Annotated in this window: 24 protein-coding genes; 9 read left to right on the plus strand and 15 right to left on the minus strand. The window is 74.2% G+C overall.

Translation table 11 applies throughout. The features are described 5' to 3' along the window. Positions 1-117 precede the first annotated feature (117 nt). Positions 118-678, plus strand: a complete 561-nt coding sequence (locus F1C76_07935; protein QNG39096.1) for a GNAT family N-acetyltransferase — start codon at positions 118-120, stop codon at positions 676-678. Positions 679-687: 9 nt separating this feature from the next. Here F1C76_07935 and F1C76_07940 read toward each other — a convergent pair whose 3' ends face one another. Continuing rightward, positions 688-1,803 carry a serine/threonine-protein phosphatase gene (locus F1C76_07940; protein ID QNG36527.1) on the minus strand — a complete coding sequence of 372 codons (1,116 nt, stop codon included), beginning with the start codon at positions 1,801-1,803 and terminating at the stop codon, positions 688-690. Between F1C76_07940 and F1C76_07945 the strand changes: the two genes are divergently transcribed. Both F1C76_07945 and F1C76_07950 read left to right on the plus strand, forming a co-directional pair. After that, positions 1,672-2,442: an SDR family oxidoreductase gene (locus tag F1C76_07945; GenBank protein QNG36528.1), complete on the plus strand. Its 771-nt coding sequence runs from the start codon at positions 1,672-1,674 to the stop codon at positions 2,440-2,442. The genes F1C76_07940 and F1C76_07945 overlap by 132 nt on opposite strands. A 194-nt stretch (positions 2,443-2,636) precedes the next feature. After that, a complete protein-coding gene (locus F1C76_07950) occupies positions 2,637-3,005 on the plus strand; it encodes a hypothetical protein (protein QNG36529.1) in 369 nt (122 codons plus the stop codon). Between the two features lie 116 nt (positions 3,006-3,121). Here F1C76_07950 and F1C76_07955 read toward each other — a convergent pair whose 3' ends face one another. Beyond that, on the minus strand, positions 3,122-3,613 hold the full coding sequence (locus F1C76_07955; GenBank protein QNG39097.1) for a cupin domain-containing protein: 492 nt from the start codon (positions 3,611-3,613) through the stop codon (positions 3,122-3,124). Positions 3,614-3,669: 56 nt separating this feature from the next. Further along, complete coding sequence (locus F1C76_07960; protein QNG36530.1) at positions 3,670-4,335, minus strand: cyclase family protein; 666 nt, start codon at positions 4,333-4,335, stop codon at positions 3,670-3,672. Between the two features lie 114 nt (positions 4,336-4,449). On the opposite strand from F1C76_07960, the gene F1C76_07965 reads away from it, so the two are divergent. From F1C76_07965 to speB, 3 genes are read left to right on the plus strand one after another with little or no spacing between them, the layout of a single operon-like run. Continuing rightward, positions 4,450-5,976, plus strand: coding sequence for a cytosine permease (locus F1C76_07965; GenBank protein QNG36531.1), 1,527 nt, complete (start codon positions 4,450-4,452; stop codon positions 5,974-5,976). Then, positions 5,973-6,353, plus strand: a complete 381-nt coding sequence (locus F1C76_07970; GenBank protein ID QNG36532.1) for a nuclear transport factor 2 family protein — start codon at positions 5,973-5,975, stop codon at positions 6,351-6,353. Before F1C76_07965 ends, F1C76_07970 begins: the two co-directional genes overlap by 4 nt. Next, on the plus strand, positions 6,350-7,297 hold the full coding sequence (speB, locus tag F1C76_07975; GenBank protein QNG36533.1) for an agmatinase: 948 nt from the start codon (positions 6,350-6,352) through the stop codon (positions 7,295-7,297). The genes F1C76_07970 and speB overlap by 4 nt, the downstream gene beginning before the upstream one ends. Here speB and F1C76_07980 read toward each other — a convergent pair. The 5 genes from F1C76_07980 to F1C76_08000 all read right to left on the minus strand — a co-directional run bounded on the left by F1C76_07980 (position 7,281) and on the right by F1C76_08000 (position 12,524). After that, positions 7,281-8,633 (minus strand): carbohydrate kinase, encoded by a 1,353-nt coding sequence (locus F1C76_07980; GenBank protein ID QNG36534.1) that lies wholly within the window; start codon positions 8,631-8,633, stop codon positions 7,281-7,283. The genes speB and F1C76_07980 overlap by 17 nt on opposite strands. Further along, on the minus strand, positions 8,633-9,496 hold the full coding sequence (locus F1C76_07985) for a sugar phosphate isomerase/epimerase (GenBank protein ID QNG36535.1): 864 nt from the start codon (positions 9,494-9,496) through the stop codon (positions 8,633-8,635). Before F1C76_07985 ends, F1C76_07980 begins: the two co-directional genes overlap by 1 nt. A 72-nt stretch (positions 9,497-9,568) precedes the next feature. Beyond that, a complete protein-coding gene (locus F1C76_07990; GenBank protein QNG36536.1) occupies positions 9,569-10,336 on the minus strand; it encodes a sugar ABC transporter ATP-binding protein in 768 nt (255 codons plus the stop codon). Continuing rightward, the gene (locus F1C76_07995; GenBank protein QNG39098.1) at positions 10,333-11,319 is read right to left on the minus strand and encodes an ABC transporter permease; all 987 of its coding nucleotides are present in this window, start codon (positions 11,317-11,319) and stop codon (positions 10,333-10,335) included. Before F1C76_07995 ends, F1C76_07990 begins: the two co-directional genes overlap by 4 nt. Positions 11,320-11,489: 170 nt before the next feature. Further along, positions 11,490-12,524 (minus strand): substrate-binding domain-containing protein, encoded by a 1,035-nt coding sequence (locus F1C76_08000; GenBank protein ID QNG36537.1) that lies wholly within the window; start codon positions 12,522-12,524, stop codon positions 11,490-11,492. 78 nt (positions 12,525-12,602) lie between these two features. Here F1C76_08000 and F1C76_08005 point away from each other — a divergent pair, with 78 nt between their 5' ends. After that, positions 12,603-13,820 carry an ROK family protein gene (locus tag F1C76_08005; GenBank protein ID QNG36538.1) on the plus strand — a complete coding sequence of 406 codons (1,218 nt, stop codon included), beginning with the start codon at positions 12,603-12,605 and terminating at the stop codon, positions 13,818-13,820. A 115-nt stretch (positions 13,821-13,935) separates the two neighbouring features. On the opposite strand, the gene F1C76_08010 is transcribed toward F1C76_08005, so the two are convergent. From F1C76_08010 to F1C76_08020, 3 genes are all read right to left on the minus strand, one after another. Further along, positions 13,936-14,709, minus strand: coding sequence for a VIT family protein (locus F1C76_08010; protein ID QNG36539.1), 774 nt, complete (start codon positions 14,707-14,709; stop codon positions 13,936-13,938). Between the two features lie 22 nt (positions 14,710-14,731). Next, the gene (locus F1C76_08015) at positions 14,732-15,220 is read right to left on the minus strand and encodes a hypothetical protein (protein QNG36540.1); all 489 of its coding nucleotides are present in this window, start codon (positions 15,218-15,220) and stop codon (positions 14,732-14,734) included. Positions 15,221-15,299: 79 nt separating this feature from the next. Further along, positions 15,300-15,797, minus strand: coding sequence for an Lrp/AsnC family transcriptional regulator (locus tag F1C76_08020; GenBank protein QNG36541.1), 498 nt, complete (start codon positions 15,795-15,797; stop codon positions 15,300-15,302). A 127-nt stretch (positions 15,798-15,924) separates the two neighbouring features. Here F1C76_08020 and F1C76_08025 point away from each other — a divergent pair, with 127 nt between their 5' ends. Further along, complete coding sequence (locus F1C76_08025; GenBank protein ID QNG36542.1) at positions 15,925-16,755, plus strand: alpha/beta hydrolase; 831 nt, start codon at positions 15,925-15,927, stop codon at positions 16,753-16,755. 22 nt (positions 16,756-16,777) lie between these two features. Beyond that, positions 16,778-17,311 carry a TetR/AcrR family transcriptional regulator gene (locus F1C76_08030; GenBank protein ID QNG39099.1) on the plus strand — a complete coding sequence of 178 codons (534 nt, stop codon included), beginning with the start codon at positions 16,778-16,780 and terminating at the stop codon, positions 17,309-17,311. Between the two features lie 7 nt (positions 17,312-17,318). On the opposite strand, the gene F1C76_08035 is transcribed toward F1C76_08030, so the two are convergent. The 4 genes from F1C76_08035 to F1C76_08050 are packed head-to-tail and all read right to left on the minus strand — an operon-like array spanning position 17,319 to position 21,046. Then, positions 17,319-18,158, minus strand: a complete 840-nt coding sequence (locus F1C76_08035; GenBank protein ID QNG36543.1) for a CoA ester lyase — start codon at positions 18,156-18,158, stop codon at positions 17,319-17,321. Continuing rightward, on the minus strand, positions 18,155-19,318 hold the full coding sequence (locus F1C76_08040) for an acyl-CoA dehydrogenase (protein ID QNG36544.1): 1,164 nt from the start codon (positions 19,316-19,318) through the stop codon (positions 18,155-18,157). The genes F1C76_08035 and F1C76_08040 overlap by 4 nt, the downstream gene beginning before the upstream one ends. A 1-nt stretch (position 19,319) precedes the next feature. Then, complete coding sequence (locus F1C76_08045) at positions 19,320-20,525, minus strand: CoA transferase (GenBank protein ID QNG36545.1); 1,206 nt, start codon at positions 20,523-20,525, stop codon at positions 19,320-19,322. Next, a complete protein-coding gene (locus tag F1C76_08050; protein QNG36546.1) occupies positions 20,522-21,046 on the minus strand; it encodes a MaoC family dehydratase in 525 nt (174 codons plus the stop codon). The genes F1C76_08045 and F1C76_08050 overlap by 4 nt, the downstream gene beginning before the upstream one ends. Positions 21,047-21,185 lie beyond the last annotated feature (139 nt).

A 21,185-nucleotide genomic window follows, 5' to 3' on the forward strand; every position in this document is an offset into this window, starting at 1 on the left:
CCACTGTCGGACCGATCGGCCCCGACCTGCAGACGGCTCGCCGTGACCCGACCCGACGGGGTGACGCCGCGGTCGTTGCCGGGGGGAGCCCCGGGCTGGGAGGCTCGCGCGGTGCCGCTGACCGTCCGGCCCGTCGACGCCGCGCTCTTCGACGACGTCCAGACCGTCCTGGGCGACCGCGGGCAGGCCGCCCGCTGCCAGTGCCAGGGGTACCGGCTGGGGTGGCACGACCAGCACTCCCCCGACGTGGCCGGACGGCGGGAGCTGCTGCGCGACCAGGTCGCCGAGGGGCACGGGCTGCTCGCCCACCTCGACGGGGAACCGGTCGGCTGGTGCTCGCTGTCGCCCCGCCCGCACAGCACCCACCTGCGGAAGACGACGTGGGCCGGCCGGCACGAGGACCGCGACGACGCCGGCGTCTGGTCGGTCACCTGCTTCGTCACCCGGGCCGGGTACCGCCGACGCGGGGTGAGCACCGCGCTGGCCGCCGGCACGGTCGACCTCGCCCGCTCGCACGGCGCGCGCCTGGTCGAGGCCTACCCGATGCAGCCGGCCCCGGGCGCCGAGGTCACCTGGGGCGAGCTGCACGTCGGCGCGCTGAACGCGTTCCTGGCGGCGGGCTTCGAGATCGTGCACCGGCCCTCGCTGCGCCGGGTCGTCGTCCGGCACGACTGCTGAGGGCCCGGCTCAGCCGGCGGGCTGCTCCTCGACGGCGGCGACGGGGGTGAACGCCCCGGTGGAGGGCCCGGGCCACAGGGCCTCGAGCACCTCGACGGTCTCGTCGCGGCTGTTCGCCGCGGCACCCACGGTGCGGTGCCGGCCGACGACGGCGCCCTCGGTCTCCTGGACGTCGGCGACCACGACGGTCACGTTGTCCGAGGCCGGTGCGGCCAGCGCCGCCCCGAGCAGGGTGGCGGCGGCCTGGTCGGGGTTCTCGGCCAGCGCCAGGTGCTCGGCGATGGCCTCGGGGGGCAGCGCACCGGAGAGCCCGTCGGAGCAGACCAGCAACCGGTCGCCGGGGAGCACGTCGACGAAGGAGACCTCCAGGCCGTCGACGTCGTCGGTGCCACCGTGCAGCGCGGCGTAGACCGCGGAGCGCTGCGGGTGCACCAGCGCCTCGGCGGGGGTGATCGACCCGGCGTCGATGAGGGCCTGCACCAGGGTGTGGTCGCGGGTCAGCTGGACCAGCTCGGGGGACCGCCAGCGGTAGGCACGGGAGTCACCGATGTGGGCGAGCACCGCGCGGTCGCCCACGACGCCGATCGCCGACATCGTGGTGGCCATGCCCTCCAGCCGGGGGCGGTGCCCGACCGCCGTCCGGATGCGCTCGTTGGCCGCCGACACCACGCGCGCCAGGCCGCCGTCGACCTCGTCGGGCAGCAGGACGCGACCCAGGGGGGCCAGCCACGACACGATCAGGGACGACGCGACCGCACCGCCCACGTTGCCGCCGACCCCGTCGGCGACGGCGATCAGCGCGGGGGCGGCGAGCCCGGAGTCCTGGTTGTCCGGCCGGGGACCGGTGTGCGAGCGCGCAGCAGCCACCAACGACAGCGCCACGCCCACCTGCTTCCACCTCGGATGATCGTGGGTCAGTAGACCAGCCCGATCTGTGTCAGGCCTGATCGAACCCGCTGGTCGTGACCCGTGCGGGTGGTCCACGATGACCAGGTGGGCGGGGACGGGACCGGGCGGGTGGCGCTGGTCACCGGGGCGTCGCGGCGGGCCGGCATCGGGCAGGCCGTCGTCGAGCGGTTGGTGGCCGACGGGTTCGCCGTCCTGGTGCACGGCTGGGAGCCGCACGACGCCGAGCAGCCGTGGGGCGAGGACCCGGGCTCGGCCCGTGCGCTGGTCCGGCGGCTCGGGGACTCGACGGCACTCGTCGAGGCCGACCTCGCCGACCCCGCAGCCCCGGCCGCCCTGGTGCAGGCCGCGGTCGAGCGGTTCGGCCGGCTCGACGTGCTGGTGGCCAACCACGCCCGCAGCAGCGAGCAGTCCCTGGAGGAGCTGACCGCCGAGGAGCTGGACCTCTCGCACGCGGTGAACACCCGCGGCTCGCTGCTGCTGTGCCAGGCCTTCAGCCGGGCGTTCACCGCCGCCGACGGGGGCCGGGTCGTGCTGTTCACCTCCGGCCAGCACCACGGCGCCATGCCCGGCGAGCTGCCCTACATCGCCACCAAGGGCGCGCTGCACCAGCTCACCGGCAGTCTCGCCGTCCACCTGATGCCGCGCGGGATCACCGTCAACTGCATCGACCCCGGCCCGACCGACACCGGCTACGCCTCCCCGGAGGCGGTCGCCGCCGTCGCGGCCCGCCACCCCGGCGGCCGGTGGGGCACCCCCGCCGACACCGCGAGGCTGGTGTCCTGGCTGGCATCGCCGGAGTCGGCCTGGGTGACCGGCCAGGTGATCGGCTCCGACGGCGGCTGGGCCGCCCGCTGACGCGCCCCCTCCCGAGCCGGCGAGCAGGCATCGCGACAGCCCGTCAGGTGCGCCCACCAACGACCTGGACTGCACAAAGACGACGTTGTTGAACTGTCACTCATCTGTGACCAGCCGCCCCCCGACCTGTCGTAGGTTGTCCAGGGCCATCCGAGACCGTGGATTGCCAGAATCCACGGGGGTGGCAGCAGGGCATGGGCGCGCGTTTCGAGGGTGCGTACGACGTGGACTGCGTCGAGGCCGGTGGGCGGTGGGCCGCCACGGTCCGCGGAGCCGGCTTGCCGGCCAGTGCCGGGCACTCCACACCGGCCGAGCTGGTGTTCGCCGCTCTCGACCTGCTCGCCGCGCACACCGGGATGCGTCCGGCCCAGCTGCGGCTGCACCCCGCCGGCGGTCGGCCCATCGAGGCGCACTTCCCACCCGGCCGCAGCGAGCACCGCACCAGCACCGAGCACGGGACGGACTGGTCCGACACCTGGACGGCGAGCCCGGACGCCGACGTCCCCGGCGTCGTCTGCATCGCCGCCCGCCGCCAGTCGGCGCCGCGACGCACCACCCCCTGAGCCCCGGCGGGCGGGGGTCCGGCCGGTCACGGGGCCGGCCGGCCCCCCGCCCCCGGTCCGTCGCGGGCGTCGAGCGCCCTTCTCGCCAGGAGTGCTGACGAGAAGGGCGCTTCTCGTCAGGGGGCGGGGCTGAGGGCCCAGAGGACCTCGGCGGCGTCGGTGGCCGAGCCGTTGGCCCAGGTGTGCGGGGTGCGGCCGGGGAAGGTGAGGGCGTCGCCGACCTCGAGCAGGTGCGTCTCCGACGCCAGCTGCACCGTCAGCGACCCGGCCAGCACGTAGACGAACTCGACCGCCGAGCGCAGCGTGTACAGGTCCACACCACCCGTGCCGCCGGGTTCGAGGCGGGAGTGGATGACCTGCAGCTCGCGCTGGGTCCCGGGGGTCAGCAGGCTCTCGTGCACGTGCTGGCCTCCGAACGCGATCGGCGGGCCGGTGCCGGCGCGCACGAGCTGGGTGGACGGGGGGTCGAACAGCTCGCCCATCCCGATGCCCAGCACCCCGGCGACGGCGACCAGCGAGGCCACCGACGGGGACACCTCGTCGCGCTCGAGCCGGCTGATGAACCCCTTGGTCAGCTCGCAGGCCGCGGCGACCTGGTCCAGGGTCATGCCGCGGGCCTGCCGGGCGGCCCGCAGGCGCGCCCCGATCCGGGCCTCGGGCGGGGTCACGGGGCCACCTGCATCGCGACGGCGCGCACCGGGGCGCCGTCGGCACCGGTGAGCTTGAGCGGCAGCAGCGACACCCAGGGGTCGGGGAACTCCACGCCGGCCAGGTTGGTCAGGTTCTCCCCGATCACCCCGCCGACGGCGGCGACCAGGTGGTGCACCGGGTAGCCCTCGCCGGGGTCGTCGTCTGTGGGGGTGACGTCGAGGTTCGGGGCGTCCAGGGCGATCAGCCGCACGCCGGCGGCGAGCAGCCGTCGGCAGGCGCCGGCGTCCAGGAACGGGTGGTCGAAGTAGGCCGGGGTGCCGTAGTGCGCCGACCAGCCGGTCTGCAGCAGCACGAGGACGCCGGGGCCGAACCGGTCGTGCGGGGCGAGGTCGTCCCAGGTCAGCCGGCTGCGCGGCGCCCGGCCGCGGACGTCGACGACGACGCCGGGCCCGGTCAGCAGGGACAGGTCGAGCTCGTCGACCCGCAGCCCGCCGTCGGCGAAGTGGAAGGGGGCGTCGACGTGCGTGCCGGTCTGCGAGCCCATGGACAGCGCCTGCACGTTGTAGCCGTCGGCGGCCACGGTGGCGTGCGGCCGGGAGGCGACGACCGGGTCGCCGGGGAAGACCTGCGTGTCGGCGTCGACCGGCACCGACAGGTCGACGACCTGGATGACCTGCACGTGTCCTCCCGGGACGTCGTGTTTCACAGCGGTGAACATTCGTTGCCCTCTGAGCAACCTGTGGATACGGTACCGGCCGGTGGCCTCCGTCACCCCCGAACGAGGAGACCCTCGATGGCCCACACCGACGCACCGACCCGCCGCCCCCGCGCGCTGGAGGTCGAACAGCACGGCATCGACACGATCCCCGACGCCGAGCGCACCTCCCGCCCGCGTGACCTGCTGCGCATCCAGTTCGGCGGCGCGAACACCTTTGCCACCATCATCCTGGGCACCTTCCCGATCCTGCTCGGGTTGTCGCTGGTCGAGGCGGTCGCGGCCACGGTGCTCGGCGTCGTCCTCGGTGGGCTGGTGCTCTCCCCGATGGGGCTCTTCGGCCCCAAGACCGGCACGAACAACGCGGTCTCGTCCTCGGCGCACTTCGGCGTCCGCGGCCGGATCCTGGGCTCGTTCCTGTCGCTGCTGACCGCGATCGCGTTCTACTCGATCTCGGTGTGGGTCTCCGGCGACGCCCTGGTGGCCGCCGGCAACCGGCTCTTCGGCCTGCCGGACGGCGACCTGACCCGCGCGCTGGTCTACGCCGTCCTCGGTGCCCTGGTCATCGTCGTGGTGGTCTACGGCTACCAGTTCATGCTGCTGGTCAACAAGGTCGTCGTGGTCGGCAACACGGTGCTGATCCTGCTCGGCCTGGTCGCCTACGCCGGCGCGTTCGACGCCTCCTACGACCCGGGCCCGGACGCCTACGCGCTGGGCTCCTTCGCCCCCACGTTCGTGCTCAGCGTGCTCATCGTGATGGGCAACCCGGTCTCGTTCGGTGCGTTCCTGGGCGACTGGTCGCGCTACATCCCGGCCGACACGTCGCGCCGCTCGCTGCTGTCGGCGACGCTGCTGGCGCAGCTGGCCACGCTGGTCCCGTTCCTGTTCGGGGTGGGGACGGCGACGCTGGTCGCCGGCGAGGTCGACTACGTGTTCGCCCTCGTCCAGGCCTCGCCGCTCTGGTACGCGCTGCTGCTGATGGTGGTCGCCGTCCTCGGTGGGCTCTCCACCGGCGTCACCTCGCTGTACGGCACCGGGCTGGACTTCTCCTCGGTGCTGCCGCGACTGGGCCGGGTGCGCGCCTCGCTGGTGATCGGCGCGCTGAGCTTCGTGTTCATCGTGGTCGGCCGGCTGGCGTTCGACCTGGTGGGCAGCGTGAACGCGTTCATCGGCGCGATCGTCATCTGCACGACGCCGTGGATGGTGATCATGACGCTGGGCTACGTCACCCGCCGCGGCTTCTACGACCCGGCCGCGGTGCAGGTGTTCAACCAGGGCCGCGAGGGCGGCGCGTACTGGTTCTCCGGCGGGGTCAACTGGCGCGGGATGGTCGCCTGGATCCCCTCGGCCGTGCTCGGGCTGCTGTTCGCCAACTACCCGCCGCTGATCGTCGGCCCGTTCACCAACGCCTTCGGCGGGGTGGACGTGAGCCTGCCGGTGGCCCTGCTGCTAGCCGCGGTGCTCTACCTGGGCTCGCTGTACCTCTTCCCCGAGCCGCGCTACGTCTTCGGCCCGCAGGGCCCGCGCTGGGTGCCCAGCTCCCCCGGCGAGGCCCCGCCGATCACCGAGCCGGTCCGCCGGGCCGGCGCGGACGTGCCCGCGTGACCCCGCTCGAGGGTCTCGACGCCCTGGTCGCGGCGTTCGCCTCCTCCGACGAGGACGCCTACTTCGCCTGCCTGCACCCCGACGCCACCTTCGTGCTCCCCGGCAGCCCCCGGTTCGGCTCCCGCGAGGAGTACCGCGCGGCCTGGCGGCAGTGGGTCGCCGGGGACGGCTTCCGGGTGCTGGCCTGCACCTCGACCGACCAGGAGCTGCAGTGGGTCGGGGAGACTGCACTGCTGACCCACCACGTGACGACGACGGTGGCCACCCACACGGGCGAGGCCACCACGCAGGAGCGGGAGACCGTCGTCCTCAGCCGGGACGGCGACCGCTGGCTCGTCGTGCACGAACACCTCTCACCGTCTGGAGACACCCCGTGAGCACCCCGATCGGCCCCGTCGACGCCACGAAGGTCCCCCGCTACGGCGGACCGGCGACCTTCGCCCGGCTGCCCCGGCTGGACGAGGTGTCCCGCGCCGACGTCGCCGTGCTGGGCATCCCGTTCGACTCCGGGGTCAGCTACCGGCCCGGCGCCCGCTTCGGCCCGGGGCACGTGCGCGCGGGCTCGAAGCTGCTGCGGCCCTACAACCCGGCGCTGGACGCGATGCCCTTCGGCACCCAGCAGGTGGCCGACGCCGGCGACCTCGGGGTGAACCCGTTCGACATCGAGGAGGCGATCGGGACCATCGACGCCGGGGTCAGCGCGCTGCGGGCCGACGGCGCCCAGGTGCTCACCCTGGGCGGGGACCACACGGTGGCGCTGCCGATCCTGCGCTCGGTGGCGCGGGACCACGGGCCGGTCGCCGTCCTGCACTTCGACGCGCACCTGGACACCTGGGACACCTACTTCGGCGCCCCGTACACCCACGGCACCCCGTTCCGGCGGGCCAGCGAGGAGGGCCTCATCGACCTGGAGCGCTCGATGCACGTGGGCATCCGCGGTCCGCTGTACTCCAAGCAGGACCTCGAGGACGACGCCGTGCTGGGCTTCCAGGTCGTCCGCAGCGACGACTACGAGACCGACGGCGTCGCCAGCGTCGTGGAGCGGATGCGCCGCCGGCTGGGCGACGGGCCGGTCTACGTGTCGGTCGACATCGACGTGCTGGACCCCGCGCACGCACCGGGCACCGGCACCCCGGAGGCCGGCGGGCTGACCAGCCGCGAGCTGCTGAACACCCTGCGCGGCCTGGTCGGCCTGGACGTGGTGGGTGCCGACGTCGTCGAGGTGTCCCCTGCCTACGACCACGCCGAGCTGACGGCGGTCGCCGCCTCGCACGTGGCGTACGAGCTGCTCAGCGTGCTGGCGCTCAACCGGACGCGCTGACCCCCCGGGGGTCGACGACGGGGCCCAGGACCCGCTGCGGGGTGCAGGACAGACCCACGCCGCGGGCCGCGAGCACCGCAGCGCCGGTCGCGGAGGCGCTGCGCACCTGGACCAGCTGCACCGGCCGGCCCAGCGCGTCGGCCAGCAGCTGCTGGACGGCCGGCGTGCGGGCGCCTCCCCCGGTCAGCACCACGGGCTCGTCACCGGCGACGCCCAGCAGCCCGGCGGCGGCGGCGACCGCGGCCGCCACGCCCTCCAGGGCCGCCCGGCCGAGGTCGGCCCGGGTGGTCCCCGGGTGCAGACCGGTCCAGGCACCGCGGTCGGTCGGCCCGGCGACCCCGCCGCGCTCCCCGGTGAGCCAGGGCGCGAACCGCACGCCCCCGGCTCCGGGTGCCGACCCGTCCAGGGTGGCCAGCAGCTCCTCCCAGCCGAAGCCGAGCACCCGGCGGACCCAGTCCCAGGCCAGGCCGCCGTTCTGCAGCGCGGCCATGGCGTACCAGCCCTGCTCGGCATCGGCGTAGGTGTGCACCACCGGGTCCAGCGCCGGGGCGGGGGTGGCGCCGGGTCGCAGCAGCTGTGCGCCGGTGCCCAGGTTGACCTGCAGCCCGGTCGTGGTGCCGGTGGCCAGCAGCGCCAGCGGGGTGTCTGCGCCACCGACGACGACCGGCACCTCGCCGACACCCGGGAGTACGGCGGTCCCGGCGACGGCGTGCGAGGGCAGCACCCGGGGGCAGCGGACACCGGCGAGCCCGACGGCGGCGGCGGACCAGTCGTCGGCGGGGACGTCCCAGAGCAGGGTCGCGGCGGCGTCGCTGCGGTCGGTCACGGCGGGGTCGACGCCGGGCAGGAGGGTGGCCCGCAGCGCGTCCTTGGGCAGCAGGACGCCGGCCGCACGCGCCACCAGCTCGGGCTCGTGCTCGGCCAGCCAGGCCACGAGCGGGCCGGTCATCCCCGGCACCAGCGGGTTGGCCAGCGCCGCGCGGTCGGCGTCGGGCAGTGCGCGCCACCGCTCGACCTGTGCGGCGGCCCGCTGGTCGGGCCACAGCAGGGCCGGGGCCAGGGCGGCCCCGGCGTCGTCGACGAGCACCGCGCCGTGCATCTGGCCCGACAGGCCCAGCCCGCGTACGGCGTGCCCGGCCAGGGCCGGGGTCAGCTGGGCGAGGGCGTCGTCGAAGGCGCTGCGCCAGACGGCCACCTCGGTCTGCGCCCAGCCCTGCCGGGGGGTGTCGACGGGGTAGGCGACCTCCGCCTCGGCGACGACCGCGCCGGCGGTGTCCAGGGCAGCGAGCTTGAGCCCGCTGGTGCCGAGGTCGGCGCCGAGGAGGAGGTCGGACATCAGCGGGCCAGTCGCTCGGCCATGAACGCGTGCGCGTGGGCGGCCAGGTCCCGGCCGTCGTCCCACAGGTTGCGCCACACGCCGAGCTTGTTGGACAGCTCGGCGGCCACGACGGCGGAGGAGAAGCTCTCGAAGACGACCGGACCGGTGAACCCGGTCTGCCGCACGGCACCGAAGAACCCGTCGAAGTCGATGGTGCCGGTGCCCAGGTAGCCGCGGTGGCTCTCCCCGATGTGCACGTAGCCCAGCTGGTCGGCGGTCTCCAGGACGGGGGTCACGAAGCCGTCCTCCTCGATGTTCATGTGGTAGGTGTCCAGGTGGACGCCGATGTCGCCGCCGGTCTCGGCGATGAAGGCCCGCATCTCCGCGGCGGTGTTGACCACGTTGGACTCGTAGCGGTTCACCACCTCGAGGTTCAGCGACAGGTCGGTGCCGGCGACCTGCTCGGCCAGCCAGGCCATCGCCTCGACGGCGTTGGCCCGGCCCTGGGGGGTCACCGGCGCCATGTACTTGCGCAGGTCGGAGTAGAGCACCCCGCACAGGTGGGTGGCGCCGGCGCCGACCGCGCACTCGAGGGCCTTCGCGACCAGGTCGCGGCCCCGGGCGACGACGGCGGGGTCGTCGCTGGAGACGTCGGCGTCCGGGGCGAGGCCCAGCGAGCAGGCCGCGGTGATGCCGTTGTCGGCGAGAAGCTGCTTCGTGTGCGCGGCGTCGAAGGTGGCCGGGTCGTGCAGCGAGATCTCGATCATGTCGAAGCCGGTGGCGGCGGTGGACTCGATGGCGAACCGGCTGGACTCGCGGGTCCAGTCACCGGCCCAGACCAGGGCGTGCACACCGAGCGGGTTGGTCACGTTCTCGGTCATCAGGGGGCTCCTCGGGGCAGCAGGGGTGCCGCGACGCCGTCCGGCGCGCGGTGGGTGGGTGGTGGGGGGTGGTCAGCCGGCGACGGCGCCGGTGACCAGACCGACGAGGTCCTCACCGGTGGTCCCGGCGGTGTGCCGGTGGGCCACGCTGCGGCCGGCGCGCATGACCCAGACCTCGTCGGCCAGGCGGAGCACCTGCTCGAAGTTGTGGCTGATCAGCAGCACGGTCAGACCGCGCTCGCGCAGGTCGCGGATCAGCTCCTCGACCCGGGCCGTCTCCTGGACGCCGAGGGCAGCGGTCGGCTCGTCCATGATCACCATCGAGGTGCCCCAGTGGGCGGCCCGGACGATCGAGACGGCCTGGCGCTGGCCGCCGGAGAGCCGACGGACCCGCTGGGTGACCCCGGGGACGTTGACCGCCAGCGAGCCGACCATCGCCGCGGCCTCGGTGCGCATCCGCCGGCGGTCCAGCAGCTTGACCGGCCCGATGCCCCGGGTGAGCTCGCGGGTCAGGTAGAGGTTCTGCCAGACGGTGAGGTCCTCGACGAGGGCGAGGTCCTGGTGCACGGTCTCGATCCCGGCCGCCTGGGCCTGCTCGGGCAGGGTGAAGCGGACGGGTTCACCACCGAGCAGCAGCTCGCCGCTGTCGGGGGCGTGCACCCCGGACAGGCAGCGCACCAGGGTGGACTTGCCGGCCCCGTTGTCGCCGATCAGGGCGGTCACGGTGCCGCGGCGGACGGTCACGCTGCCGTCCTTGAGCGCCTGGACGCTGCCGAAGCTCTTGGTCAGGTTGCGGGCGACGAGGAGGTCCTCGCCGGCGGCGGTGGGAGCGGCGGTCACTTGGAGAACCTCGTGAGGAAGGCGGCACCGGCGACGACGACACCGACGGCGAGCGGTTGGTAGAACTGCGAGACCCCGACGAGGGTCAGCCCGTTGACCAGGGCGGTGAGCAGGACGGCGCCCACGACGGGGCCGATGATCGTGGCCCGGCCACCGAACAGGCTCACCCCGCCCAGCACGACGGCGGCCACGGAGTTGAGCAGGAAGCTGGTGTTGCTGGCCGGTTCGGCAGCCCCGACCCGGGCGACGAGCAGCACCGCGGCGATCCCGGCGAGCACGCCGCTGATCACGTAGGCGGCGATCTTGATCCGCGAGGTGTGCACCCCGGTCTTGCGGGCCGCCTCCTCCGAGCCGCCGGTGGCCAGCAGGCGCAGGCCGAACCGGGAGTGGAAGAGCACCAGGTGCGCGAGGACGGCGACGACCACGGCGATCAGGACCGGCCAGGCGACCGGGCCGATGCCCCCGGCGGCGAGCTCGAGCAGGAAGCCGTCGATGACCGGCTGGGGCTTGCCGTCGGCGATCACCAGAGCCAGCCCGGAGGCCGCCGACAGCGTGGCGAGGGTGACGATGAAGTCGGTGATCTTGCCGCGGGCGACCAGCAGGCCGTTCACCACGCCGACCAGTGCGGCCGCGACGATCCCGGCGAGGCAGGCCAGGTAGATCGACGTGCCGGCGACGACGAACTGCCCGAGCACGACCGCGCCCAGGGTCATCGTGGAGGCCACGGACAGGTCGATGCCCGAGGTGGCGACGACGAAGGTCTGCCCGACGGCCAGCACCACGAGGATGGCGCTGGCGGCGAGGATCGCCTCGATGTTGCCCCCGGTCAGGAAGGTCGGGGTGAGGATGCCGAACACCACGACCAGGACGACGAGTCCGATCGGGGCGGCGAGCTCGGCCCAGGGGGCGGCGCCGAGCCGGTTGCCGACGCTGCGCCGCTGGGCGCCCTCGGGTGCCGGGCCCGGCGGGGGCTGGTCGGCCACCGGCGACGGGGCAGCCGTTCCGGTGGTGCTGCTGGGGGTGGAGCTCACGGGGGTGTCCCTCTCCTGCGGTGGAGCGCGGGGTGGTCGGTGCGGGTGCTCGGTGCCGGTGTCCCGGACCGGGGCGCGTCGGGCGCAGCCCCGGTCCGGGGGTCAGCGGTGGTGCCGGGAGGTCACTGGATCAGGTCGGCCAGCGGGTCCTCGAACTCCTCGAACGGCGCCGGGAAGGCGGCGAGGGCGTCGGCGGCGTTCTCGGTGGTGACGACGGCGACCGGGGCGGTCACCTCGGCGGGCAGGTCGGCGCCCTGGGTCGCGGCGACGCAGGCCTCCACGCCCATCTGGCCGATGGCGTAGGGGTACTGCGCGACGGTGGCGGTGAGCTCGCCGTCGGCCACGGCCTGCAGCGCCTCCTCGTTGCCGTCGACGCTGATCACCGCGACCTCACCGGTGCGGCCGGCGTTGGCGACGGCGCGGGCGATGCCCAGCCCCATGTCGTCGTTGGCGGCGAAGAACCCGACGAGGTCGGGGTTGGCGGCCAGGATGTCGGTGGCGGCGGTGAGGGCCTTCTGGCGCTCCCAGTCCGCGGCGACGGTCTGCACCACGTCCAGCGTGCCGTCGACGGCGCCGGTGAACCCGTCCACCCGGGCGCCGCTGGTGACGTCGCCGGCGATGCCGCCGATGACCGCGACCTGGCCCGACCCGACGGCGTCGATCATCTGCTGGCCGGCCTGGGCGCCGGCGTCGGAGTTGTCGGTGCCGATGTAGGTGGTGATGTCGGCGCCGGCCTCCTCGGCCGCGTCGGCGTCGACCGGGGAGTCGATGTTGACGATCGGCACGTCCTGGCGGGCGATCTGCGCGAGACCCTGCACGAGGTTGCTGCCGGAGATGGGGTTGACGACGTAGCAGCCGAAGTCCTGCTGGGCGAGGGCGGTGAGCCGGTCGGCCTGGCCGGTGGTGTCGGTGATGCTCTGCGCCGCCTGGACCGTGACGTCGACGCCCTGCTCGTCGGCAGCGGCGTTGATGCCGTCCTCCATGGCCTGGAAGAACGGGTTGTCCAGGCCCTTGATGACGGCGGCGACGGTCGAGGCGCCCTCGGCGTCGGCCGCGCTGGTGTCGTCCCCACCACCGCAGGCGGCGAGGAGGGTGAGGGTGGCCGTGCCTGCGGCGACGGCGGTGAGGGTCCGACGGACCCGGGGGGAAGAGAGCATCGTTGCGGCCTCCTTTATGGCTTGTGCCAGACATTAAGCAGCCACTAGAGTGATGTCAACAGACAAAAAGGGAGATTCGTGACGGACACCACGCACGCCGGACCGCCCCCGCTGGACCCGGCGACGGCCGCCGGCGCGGTCGCCCTGCTGCAGGTGTTCCGGTCCTCGGGCTCCCTCACCCGCGCCGAGGTCGGCGAGCGCACCGGCTGGGCCCGGGTCACGGTCAACTCCCGGATGGACGCCCTGGCCGACTGCGGGCTGCTGGTCGAGGACGGCACCGTGGTCGGTGGCCGGGGCCGGCCCGCCACCCGCTTCCGCCTCGACCCGACCCGGGCGGTGCTGCTGGTCGCCGACATCGGCGCATCGGGCATGCGCCTGGCGGTGTGCGACCTGGCCGGGGTGGTGCTCCGGCGGGCCGAGGTGCCCTGCGCCATCGCCGACGGGCCCGCCACCGTCCTGGGCCTGGCCCTGGAGGGCCTGGCGCGGCTGCGCGACGCCGTCCCCGGACCGCCGGTGTGGGGCGTCGGCCTCAGCGTGCCCGGCCCGGTCGAGGCCGCGACCGGCCGGGTGGTCTCCCCGCCGATCATGACCGGCTGGGACGGCGTCGCCCCCGCCGACACGGTCCGGCAGTGGTTCGACGTCCCGGTGCTGGTGGAGAACGACGTCAACGCCATGGCCGCCGGCGAGCGCGCCCAGTGCCACCCCGACGTCGACGACCTGCTGTTCCTCAAGGTGGGCACCGGCGTCGGGTCCGGGGTGGTCAGCAACGGGCGGGTGGTCCGGGGCGCCCAGGGATCGGCCGGGGACATCGGGCACACCTGGGCCGACACCCCCGACGGCACCCCCGCCGAGCCCCGCCCGCTGTGCCGGTGCGGCAAGACCGGCTGCCTGGAGGCCTACGCCTCCGGGTGGGCCCTGGTCGACCAGCTGGCGGCCGCGGGCCACCCGGTGGGGTCGGTGGACGGCCTGCTCACCGCCGTCCGCGCCGGGGAGCGGTACGCCGTGGCCGCCGTCCGGGAGGCCGGCCGGGTGCTCGGCGCCGGGGTGGCGCAGGCGGTGAGCATGCTCAACCCGTCGGTCGTCGTCGTCGGCGGCCAGCTGGCCGAGGCCGACGAGCACCTGCTGGCCGGCATCCGGGAGCGGGTCGCCGCCCGCTCGCTGCCGCTGGCCACCCGCGACCTGCAGATCGTGCGCAGCAAGCTCGACGGGGACGCCGGGGTGCTGGGCCTGGCCGCGGGCATCGCCGAGCGGGTGATGAGCGACCCCGACGTCCTCCTGGCCGCCGTCGCCCGCTGACCGGCCCGGAGGGGTGGCCGGTCGACGTGTGCGGTGGCGGGCCGTTGCACCGACCCGCCACCGTCACGACCGGCCCGCCACCCCCGCGAGCCGCCGGCGACCTCGGCCGCGCCCGCTACAGCCCGATGCCGCCGACGAGGGCGCCGATGCCGTAGGTGACGGCCATGGCGATCGCGCCGCCGACGACCAGCCGGAGGACGGCGGTCCGCTTGCCCGAGCCGCCGAGCCGGGCGCTGACCGCACCGGTGAGTGCCAGGGCGAGGAGCACGACCAGGAAGGTCACCGGCACCCGGACGGCGGTGGGGGCGAGCAGGATCGCGGCCAGCGGGAGCAGCGAGCCGACCGTGAAGGCGAGCGCGGAGGCGCCGGCGGCGTGCCAGGGGTTCGTCAGCTCGTCGGGGTCGATGCCCAGCTCGGCCTCGACGTGCGCGGCGAACGCGTCGTGCTCGGTGAGCTCCCGGGCCACGGTCAGCGCGGTCTCCGGCGACAGCCCCTTGGACTGGTAGATCGCGGCCAGCTCGGCGAGCTCCTGCTCGGGCATCTCGACGAGCTCGATGCGCTCCTTCTCCAGCAGCGCCCGCTCGCTGTCGCGCTGGCTGCTCACCGACACGTACTCACCCAGCGCCATCGACACCGCGCCGGCGACGAGCCCGGCCACCCCGGCGGTGGCCACCGGGGCGACCGAGGTGGTCGCCCCGGCGACGCCGACCACCAGGCCGGCGGTGGAGACGATCCCGTCGTTGGCGCCGAGCACCCCGGCGCGCAGCCAGTTCAGCCGGGCCGAGAGCGCGCCGGCGTGCGGCTCACCGCTGTGCGTGCCGATCGGGGCGGCGGGCTCGTCGAGTGTCACGGCGCGACGGTAGGACGGCGCACAGCCCACTGCCAGCAAGGCGAGGCTGCGCTGGGCGGGGTCAGTCGTCGTCCCCGTCCGGCCGGTCCGGGGAGGCGGACGCGGTGTCCGACCACGTGGCGGCGGCACCGGAGTGCCCGATCCGCACGACCTGCTGGGTCACCCCGACCACCGCGACGACGGCCAGGACGGCGGCCGCGACGCTGAGCGCCCGGCGCACCCCGGTGGGTCGCCGGCCGAGCAGGTAGACGACCACGGCCATCACGAACAGCCCGATCATCCAGGGCAGCAGGCCGTCGGCGAGCTCGGAGTGCTTCTCCACCAGGTCGCTCTCCCCGACCATCCGCTCCAGGTTCTCCCCGCTGGCGGTGGACAGCGGGGTGAGCACCAGCCCGACGAGCGCCACGAGCGGGGTGACGATGCCCAGCCGGCGGCGGGCGGCGGGCCAGAACGCGTGCAGCAGCACCAGGAGCGCGCCCAGCGGGACGAGGACGACGGTCGCGTGGACGATCAGCGGGTGGGCGGGCAGACCGAAGAGGGTCTCGGGCACGGTGGGAGCTCCTGCAGGTGTGGCGTGGCGGTGCTGACGCCGTCAGTGAGCCATGGGGGCGTGTGCAGGAGCTGTGACTTCAGAGCTGTGGAGCTGTGCCGTCCTCGGGGCGGCGGGTGCCCCACGCGTAGGTCTGCTTGCGCAGGCCCAGGTAGAGGAACGTCTCGGTGGACTCGACGCCCTCGACGGCCCGGATCCGGCTCACGGTGTCCAGCAGCTGGGTGTCGTCGGCACAGACCACCTCGACGAGCAGGTCCAGCGAGCCGGCGGAGATGACGACGTAGTCGACCTCGTCGAACTCGGCGAGCGCGTCCGCGACCGCGCGGCTGTCGCCCCGCACCCGGATGCCGACCATGGCCTGGCGGGGGAAGCCGACCTGGCGCGGGTCGGTCACCGCGACGATCTGCATGACCCCGGCGTCCAGGAGCCGTTGCACCCGCTGCCGGACGGCGGCCTCGCTGAGCCCGACGGCCTCGGCGATCCGGGCGTAGGGACGACGACCGTCCTGCTGGAGCTGCTCGATGATCGCCCGCGACGTGTCGTCGAGGACCAGCGCCGGGCGTTCTCGGCTCGTCATGCCACGTCCCCCCACGGATCCCGTCGTCAGCCGGGTGCTCGACCACGGGAAACAGTAGTGCGCCCAGCACTGGCTAACTGTGTTAGCTTGTACCTAACAGCGAGAGCCACTCCCCCGGAGGTACGACATGACCGAGTTCCTGACCGTCGACGGCGGCACGCTCGCCTACGAGGTGACCGGCGCCGGACCGCTGGTCGTGCTGGCGCACGGCATGGGCGACACCCGCCGCGCCTACGACGCCCTCACCCCCGCCCTGGTCGCGGCCGGCCACCGGGTCGCCGCGCTCGACCTGCGCGGCTGCGGGGAGTCCAGCGTGGAGTGGGGCTCCTACACCCGCACCGACATCGCCGGAGACCTGCTGGCCCTGGTCCGCCACCTGGGCGGACCCGCCGTCCTGGTCGGGCACTCCATCTCCGGCGGTGCCGCCACGATCGCCGCGGCCACGGCACCGGAGCTGGTCACCGCGCTCGTCGAGCTGACGCCGTTCACCCGGGCGCAGAAGATCGGCCTGGGCGACCTGCGGGTGGCCCGGTTCCGCCGCGGCATGACCCAGCTGGTGCTCGCGACGACGCTGGGCAGCACGGAGCGGTGGGCGCGCTACCTCGACGTCGCCCACCCCGGCACCAAGCCCGCCGGCTACGAGGCCCGGATCGCCGGCATCCAGGCCTCGCTCGCCGAGCCCGGCCGGATGGCCGTACTGAAGGAGATGGGCGCCACGAAGCCCACCGACGCCGGCCTCGCCCTGCCCCGGGTGACCTGCCCGGTCCTCGTCGTCCAGGGCTCGGAGGACCCCGACTGGGCCGACCCCCGCGCCGAGGGCGAGGCGATCCTCGCCGACCTCCCCACCGGGCTGGGCCGGCTCGCGGTGGTCGAGGGCTCCGGCCACTATCCCCACGTGCAGCACCCCACCGAGGTCGCCGAGCTCGTGACGCCGTTCCTGGCCGGTGCGCGTGCCTAGGGCGGGGCTGCACCCGGCCGCCGTGGTGGCCGCCGGCGCCGACCTCGCCGACGAGATCGGCTTCGGCGGGCTCACGATGGGCGCGCTCGCCGAACGCGTCGGGGTGCGCACGCCCTCGCTGTACAAGCACATCGCCAGCCAGGACGACCTGCACCGGCAGATCGCCGTCCTGGCCTTCACCGAGGCCGGCCACGCCGTCGGCGTCGCGGTCCAGGGGCGCTCGGGCAAGGACGCGTTGTCCGCGGCGGCCCACGCCCTGCGTGACTTCGTCCTCGCCCACCCCGGCCGGTACGCCGCCACGGTCGGCCTCACCCCCACCGGGCCCGACGACCCCGTCGCGGTCGCCGCCGCCCAGGGGCTGGCGCCCTTCGACGCCGTGCTGCGCAGCTACGACATCGACCCCGCAGACCGCATCCACGCCCTGCGCGCGATGCGCAGCGTCTTCCACGGCTTCGCCACCCTGGAGGCCGACGGCGGATTCCAGTGGTCCACGGACGTCGACGAGAGCTTCGACTGGCTGATCGACCTCGTCGACCGGGGCCTGCGGGCCCGCTGAGGGACGGTCAGCCGGCGGCGGCCACCGTGGCACGGGCCTGGCGGGCGAAGGCCTCGTCGAGCAGCCGGCCCTGCGCATCGACCGCCACCCCGGGGGACGCGGCGAGCCGGGCGAGCACGTCGCGGGCGGCGGCGACCTGCTCGGGCGTCGGCCGGCAGACCCGCTCGACGACGGCGACCTGGGCCGGGTGGATGCAGGCCCGGCCGCGGAACCCCAGCGCCACCAGCGCCCGGGTCTGCGCCTCGAAGGCGTCCAGGTCGCGGAACTCCGGGGACACCGCGGCCGGCGGCGGGGCGATGCCCGCGGCGGCCGAGGCGAGGACGACGGTGCTGCGGGCCAGCAGCAGCTCGGAGCCGTCCGGACCGGGGGTGACCCCGAGGTCGGCGGCCAGGTCGACCTCGCCCAGCTGCAGGCAGCTCACCCGCGGCCCGCCGGCGAGCGCGGGGGCGGCGAGCACCCCGGCGGCGCTCTCGACGAGCGGGCTGACCGCGATGCTGCCGGGCGGCCGGCCGGTGGCGACCTCGGCGGCCGACAGCTGCTCGTGCACCCGTTCCAGCAGGGCGCGTGAGCTGGTCTTGGGCAGGACCACCCCGGTCAGCCGGGGGGTGCGGGCGACGGCGGCGACGTCGTCCGCCCCTCGTCGTCCCCCGTTGACGCGGACCCAGACCTGCACGGGCACGGGGCCCCCGGCGCACCAGTCGAGGACGGCGGCGAGCGCGGCGTCCTTGCCGGCCAGCGGGACGGCGTCCTCCAGGTCGAGGACGACGGCCCCGGCGCCGGCCGCGGCGGCCCTGTCGAAGCGGTCGGGCCGGTCGCCGGGCACGTAGAGCCAGGAGCGCGCGCTCACCCGACGACCGTAGCGCCGGAGACCAGGGCCTTGGCGATGACGGTGCGCAGCACGTCGTTGGTGCCCTCACCGATGGCCATCAGCGGGGCGTCCCGGTAGAGCCGTTCGACCACGAACTCGGTGGAGTAGCCGTAGCCGCCGTGGATGCGCATGGCCTCCAGCGAGAGCGCGAGCGCGGTCTCGGAGGCGAACACCTTGGCCATCCCGCTCTCGGCGTCGACCCGCTGGCCGGCGTCGGCCTTCGAGGCGGCCCAGTAGGTGAGCAGCCGGGCGGCCTGCAGCTGGGTGGCCATCTCGGCGAGCTTGAGCGCGATGGCCTGGAACTCCGCGATCGGGTGGCCGAACGCCTCCCGTTCGCCGGCGTACTTCAGTGCCGCGTCGTAGGCGGCCTGGGCGACGCCGACCGAGCGCCCGGCGATGTTGAGCCGGCCGATCTCCAGGCCGGAGAGCGCCTGCTGCATGCCGCGGCCCTCGGCGCCGCCGAGGAGGTCGGCGACCGGCACCCGGACGTCGACCAGGGATATCTCACAGGACTCGGTGCCCTTGTAGCCGAGCTTGCCCAGGTCGCGGCTGACCTCGAAGCCCGGGGTGGTGGTGTCGACGAGCAGCAACGACATGCCGCGGTGCCGGGGGCTGGCCTTCGGGTCGGTCTTGACCAGCACCGGCAGGACGTTCGCGTGCCGGGCGTTGGTGATCCAGGTCTTGGTGCCGTTGACGACGTAGTGGTCACCGTCCCGCACGGCCGTCGTCCCGATGCCCTGCAGGTCGGTGCCCGCGCCGGGCTCAGTGAGGCCGACGCCGGTGCGCCACTCCCCGGTCGCCAACTTCGGCAAGAAGCGCCGTTTCTGCTCGTCCGTGCCGTGCTTGGCGATCATCCAGGCGGACAGGCCGTGGCTGCCGAGGATGCCGGCGATGCCCATCCAGCCGCGGCTGATCTCCTCGTAGACGAGGGTGAAGCTGACCATGTCCAGGGCCAGGCCGCCGTACTCCTCGGGCGTGGTGAGCCCGAACAGGCCCATCGCCTTGAGGTGGTCGACGATCTCGGTCGGGTAGCGGCCGGTGCGCTCCCACTCCGAGGCGACCGGGACGATCTCGCGGTCGACGAAGCGGCGCAGCGCCTGCTGGAAGTCCTGCTGCTCCTCGTTGAGCGTGAAGTCCACGTCAGCTCCCCTGTTCTCCGAAGGCGCCGGCGGCTGCCAGCTCGGCGACCCGCTCGGGCGAGTAGCCCAGCAGGTCGGCGGTGATCTCGTGCTGGTGTTCGTTGCGGTGCGGGGCGCGTCGGTGCTCGACGGGTCGATCGCCGAACCGCACCGGGCTGCCGACCTGCCGGACGGTGCCCCAGTGCGGGTGCTCGGTCTCCAGCAGCAGCCCGCGGGCGGCGGCCTGCGGGTCGGCGAGTGCCTGGTGCACGTCGTTGATCGGGGACGACGGGACCCCGGCAGCGGCCAGCAGCGCCAGCCAGTGCTCGACCGTGTTGCTCGCGAAAGCGGCCTTGAGCTCGGGGAGCAGCGCGTCGCGGTGCACGTCGCGGGCGGTGAAGCTGGCGAAGCGTTCGTCGTCCCCCAGGTCGGGGCGTCCGAGGACGGCGACCAGCCGCTGCCAGAACTTCTCCTTGGCGCAGCCCACGACGAGCCAGCCGTTGCTGGCGGCGAACGCCTGGAACGGGACCAGCGAGGGGTGGGCGGAGTCCACGGTGCGCACCGGCTCGTAGCCGGCGTTCAGCGCCCAGGTGGCGGGATAGGTCAGCAGCGACATGGCGGTGTCGTAGAGCGAGACGTCGCAGTCACCGCCGACGCCGTCCCTCCTCGCCGCGTGCAGCCCGGCCATGAGGCTGAGCGCCGCGACGAAGCCGCTGGAGAAGTCGACGAGGCTCAGCCCGGTCTTGGTGGGCGGGCCGTCGGGGTCGCCGGTGAGGCTCATCCAGCCGGCGATGCCCTGCAGCACGTAGTCGTAGCCGGGCTCGGCGGCGCGCGGGCCGGTCATCCCGAACCCGGTGAGGCTGCAGCAGACGAGCGACGGGTTGAGGTGGGCGAGGTCGGCGTACCGGATGCCGATCTTGGCCGGGACGTCGCCGCGCAGGTTGGACCAGACGGCGTCGCTGGTGCGCACGAGGTCCTCGAACACCGCGCGGCCGGCGGGGGTGGAGATGTCGAGGCTGAGGCTCTGCTTGTTGCGGTTGAAGGTCTCGAAGAACAGCGAGTCCTCGCCGGCGGTGTAGGGCGGGACGTAGCGGCCGATGTCGCCGCCGGTGCGCGGGTCCTCGATCTTGATCACCTGGGCGCCGAGGTCGGCCAGGTGCACGCTGCCGAACGGGCCGGCGCCGTACTGCTCCAGGGCGATGATCCGGACGTCCTCCAGCGGCCTCATGCCTGCAGGGGCCCGTTCTTGGCCTGTGGGAAGTGGTCCTGCCCGATGCCGGACTCCCGCGTGGCGACCATGACCGACCGCTTGTAGGAGATGACCTCGTCGCCGTCCTGGTTCAGGCCGCGGGTGACCATCGAGACGATCCCCGCGTACGGCCGGGACCTCGACGCGCGCAGCCCGGTGCAGAGGCTCTCGGCGTAGATCGTGTCCCCGGCGTAGACGGGGTGGGTGAGCTTCACGTCGGTCATCTCGAGGTTGGCGACGGCGTTCTGGCTCATGTCCAGCACGCTCAGGCCCAGCGTCAGCGCGATCGTCAGCCCGGAGTTCACGATCACCCGGCCCTCGGTGATCGGGTTCTGGGCGGCGAGGTGGGCGTTGACGTGCTGCTGGTTGGTGTTCATCGTCAGCAGCGTCAGCCAGGTGTTGTCCGCCTCGGTGATCGTGCGCCCGAGCGGGTGCTGGTAGACGTCGCCCACCACGTAGTCCTCGAAGTACCGCCCCAGAACGGCTGGGTGTGTGGTCATGGAGACCTCCCTCGACACCCGGACGCTAATTGTCTGATGATTGGCTCCGCAAGCCCTTCCCAGGAGGTCTGATGGACGACGCCGGCACCAACTCCGTGATCCGCCGGGTCGACCGGGGCGTCCCCGGCCCCGGGCCGCT

It is taken from the genome of Geodermatophilaceae bacterium NBWT11, from assembly GCA_014218215.1.
Taxonomy (GTDB): domain Bacteria; phylum Actinomycetota; class Actinomycetes; order Mycobacteriales; family Geodermatophilaceae; genus Klenkia.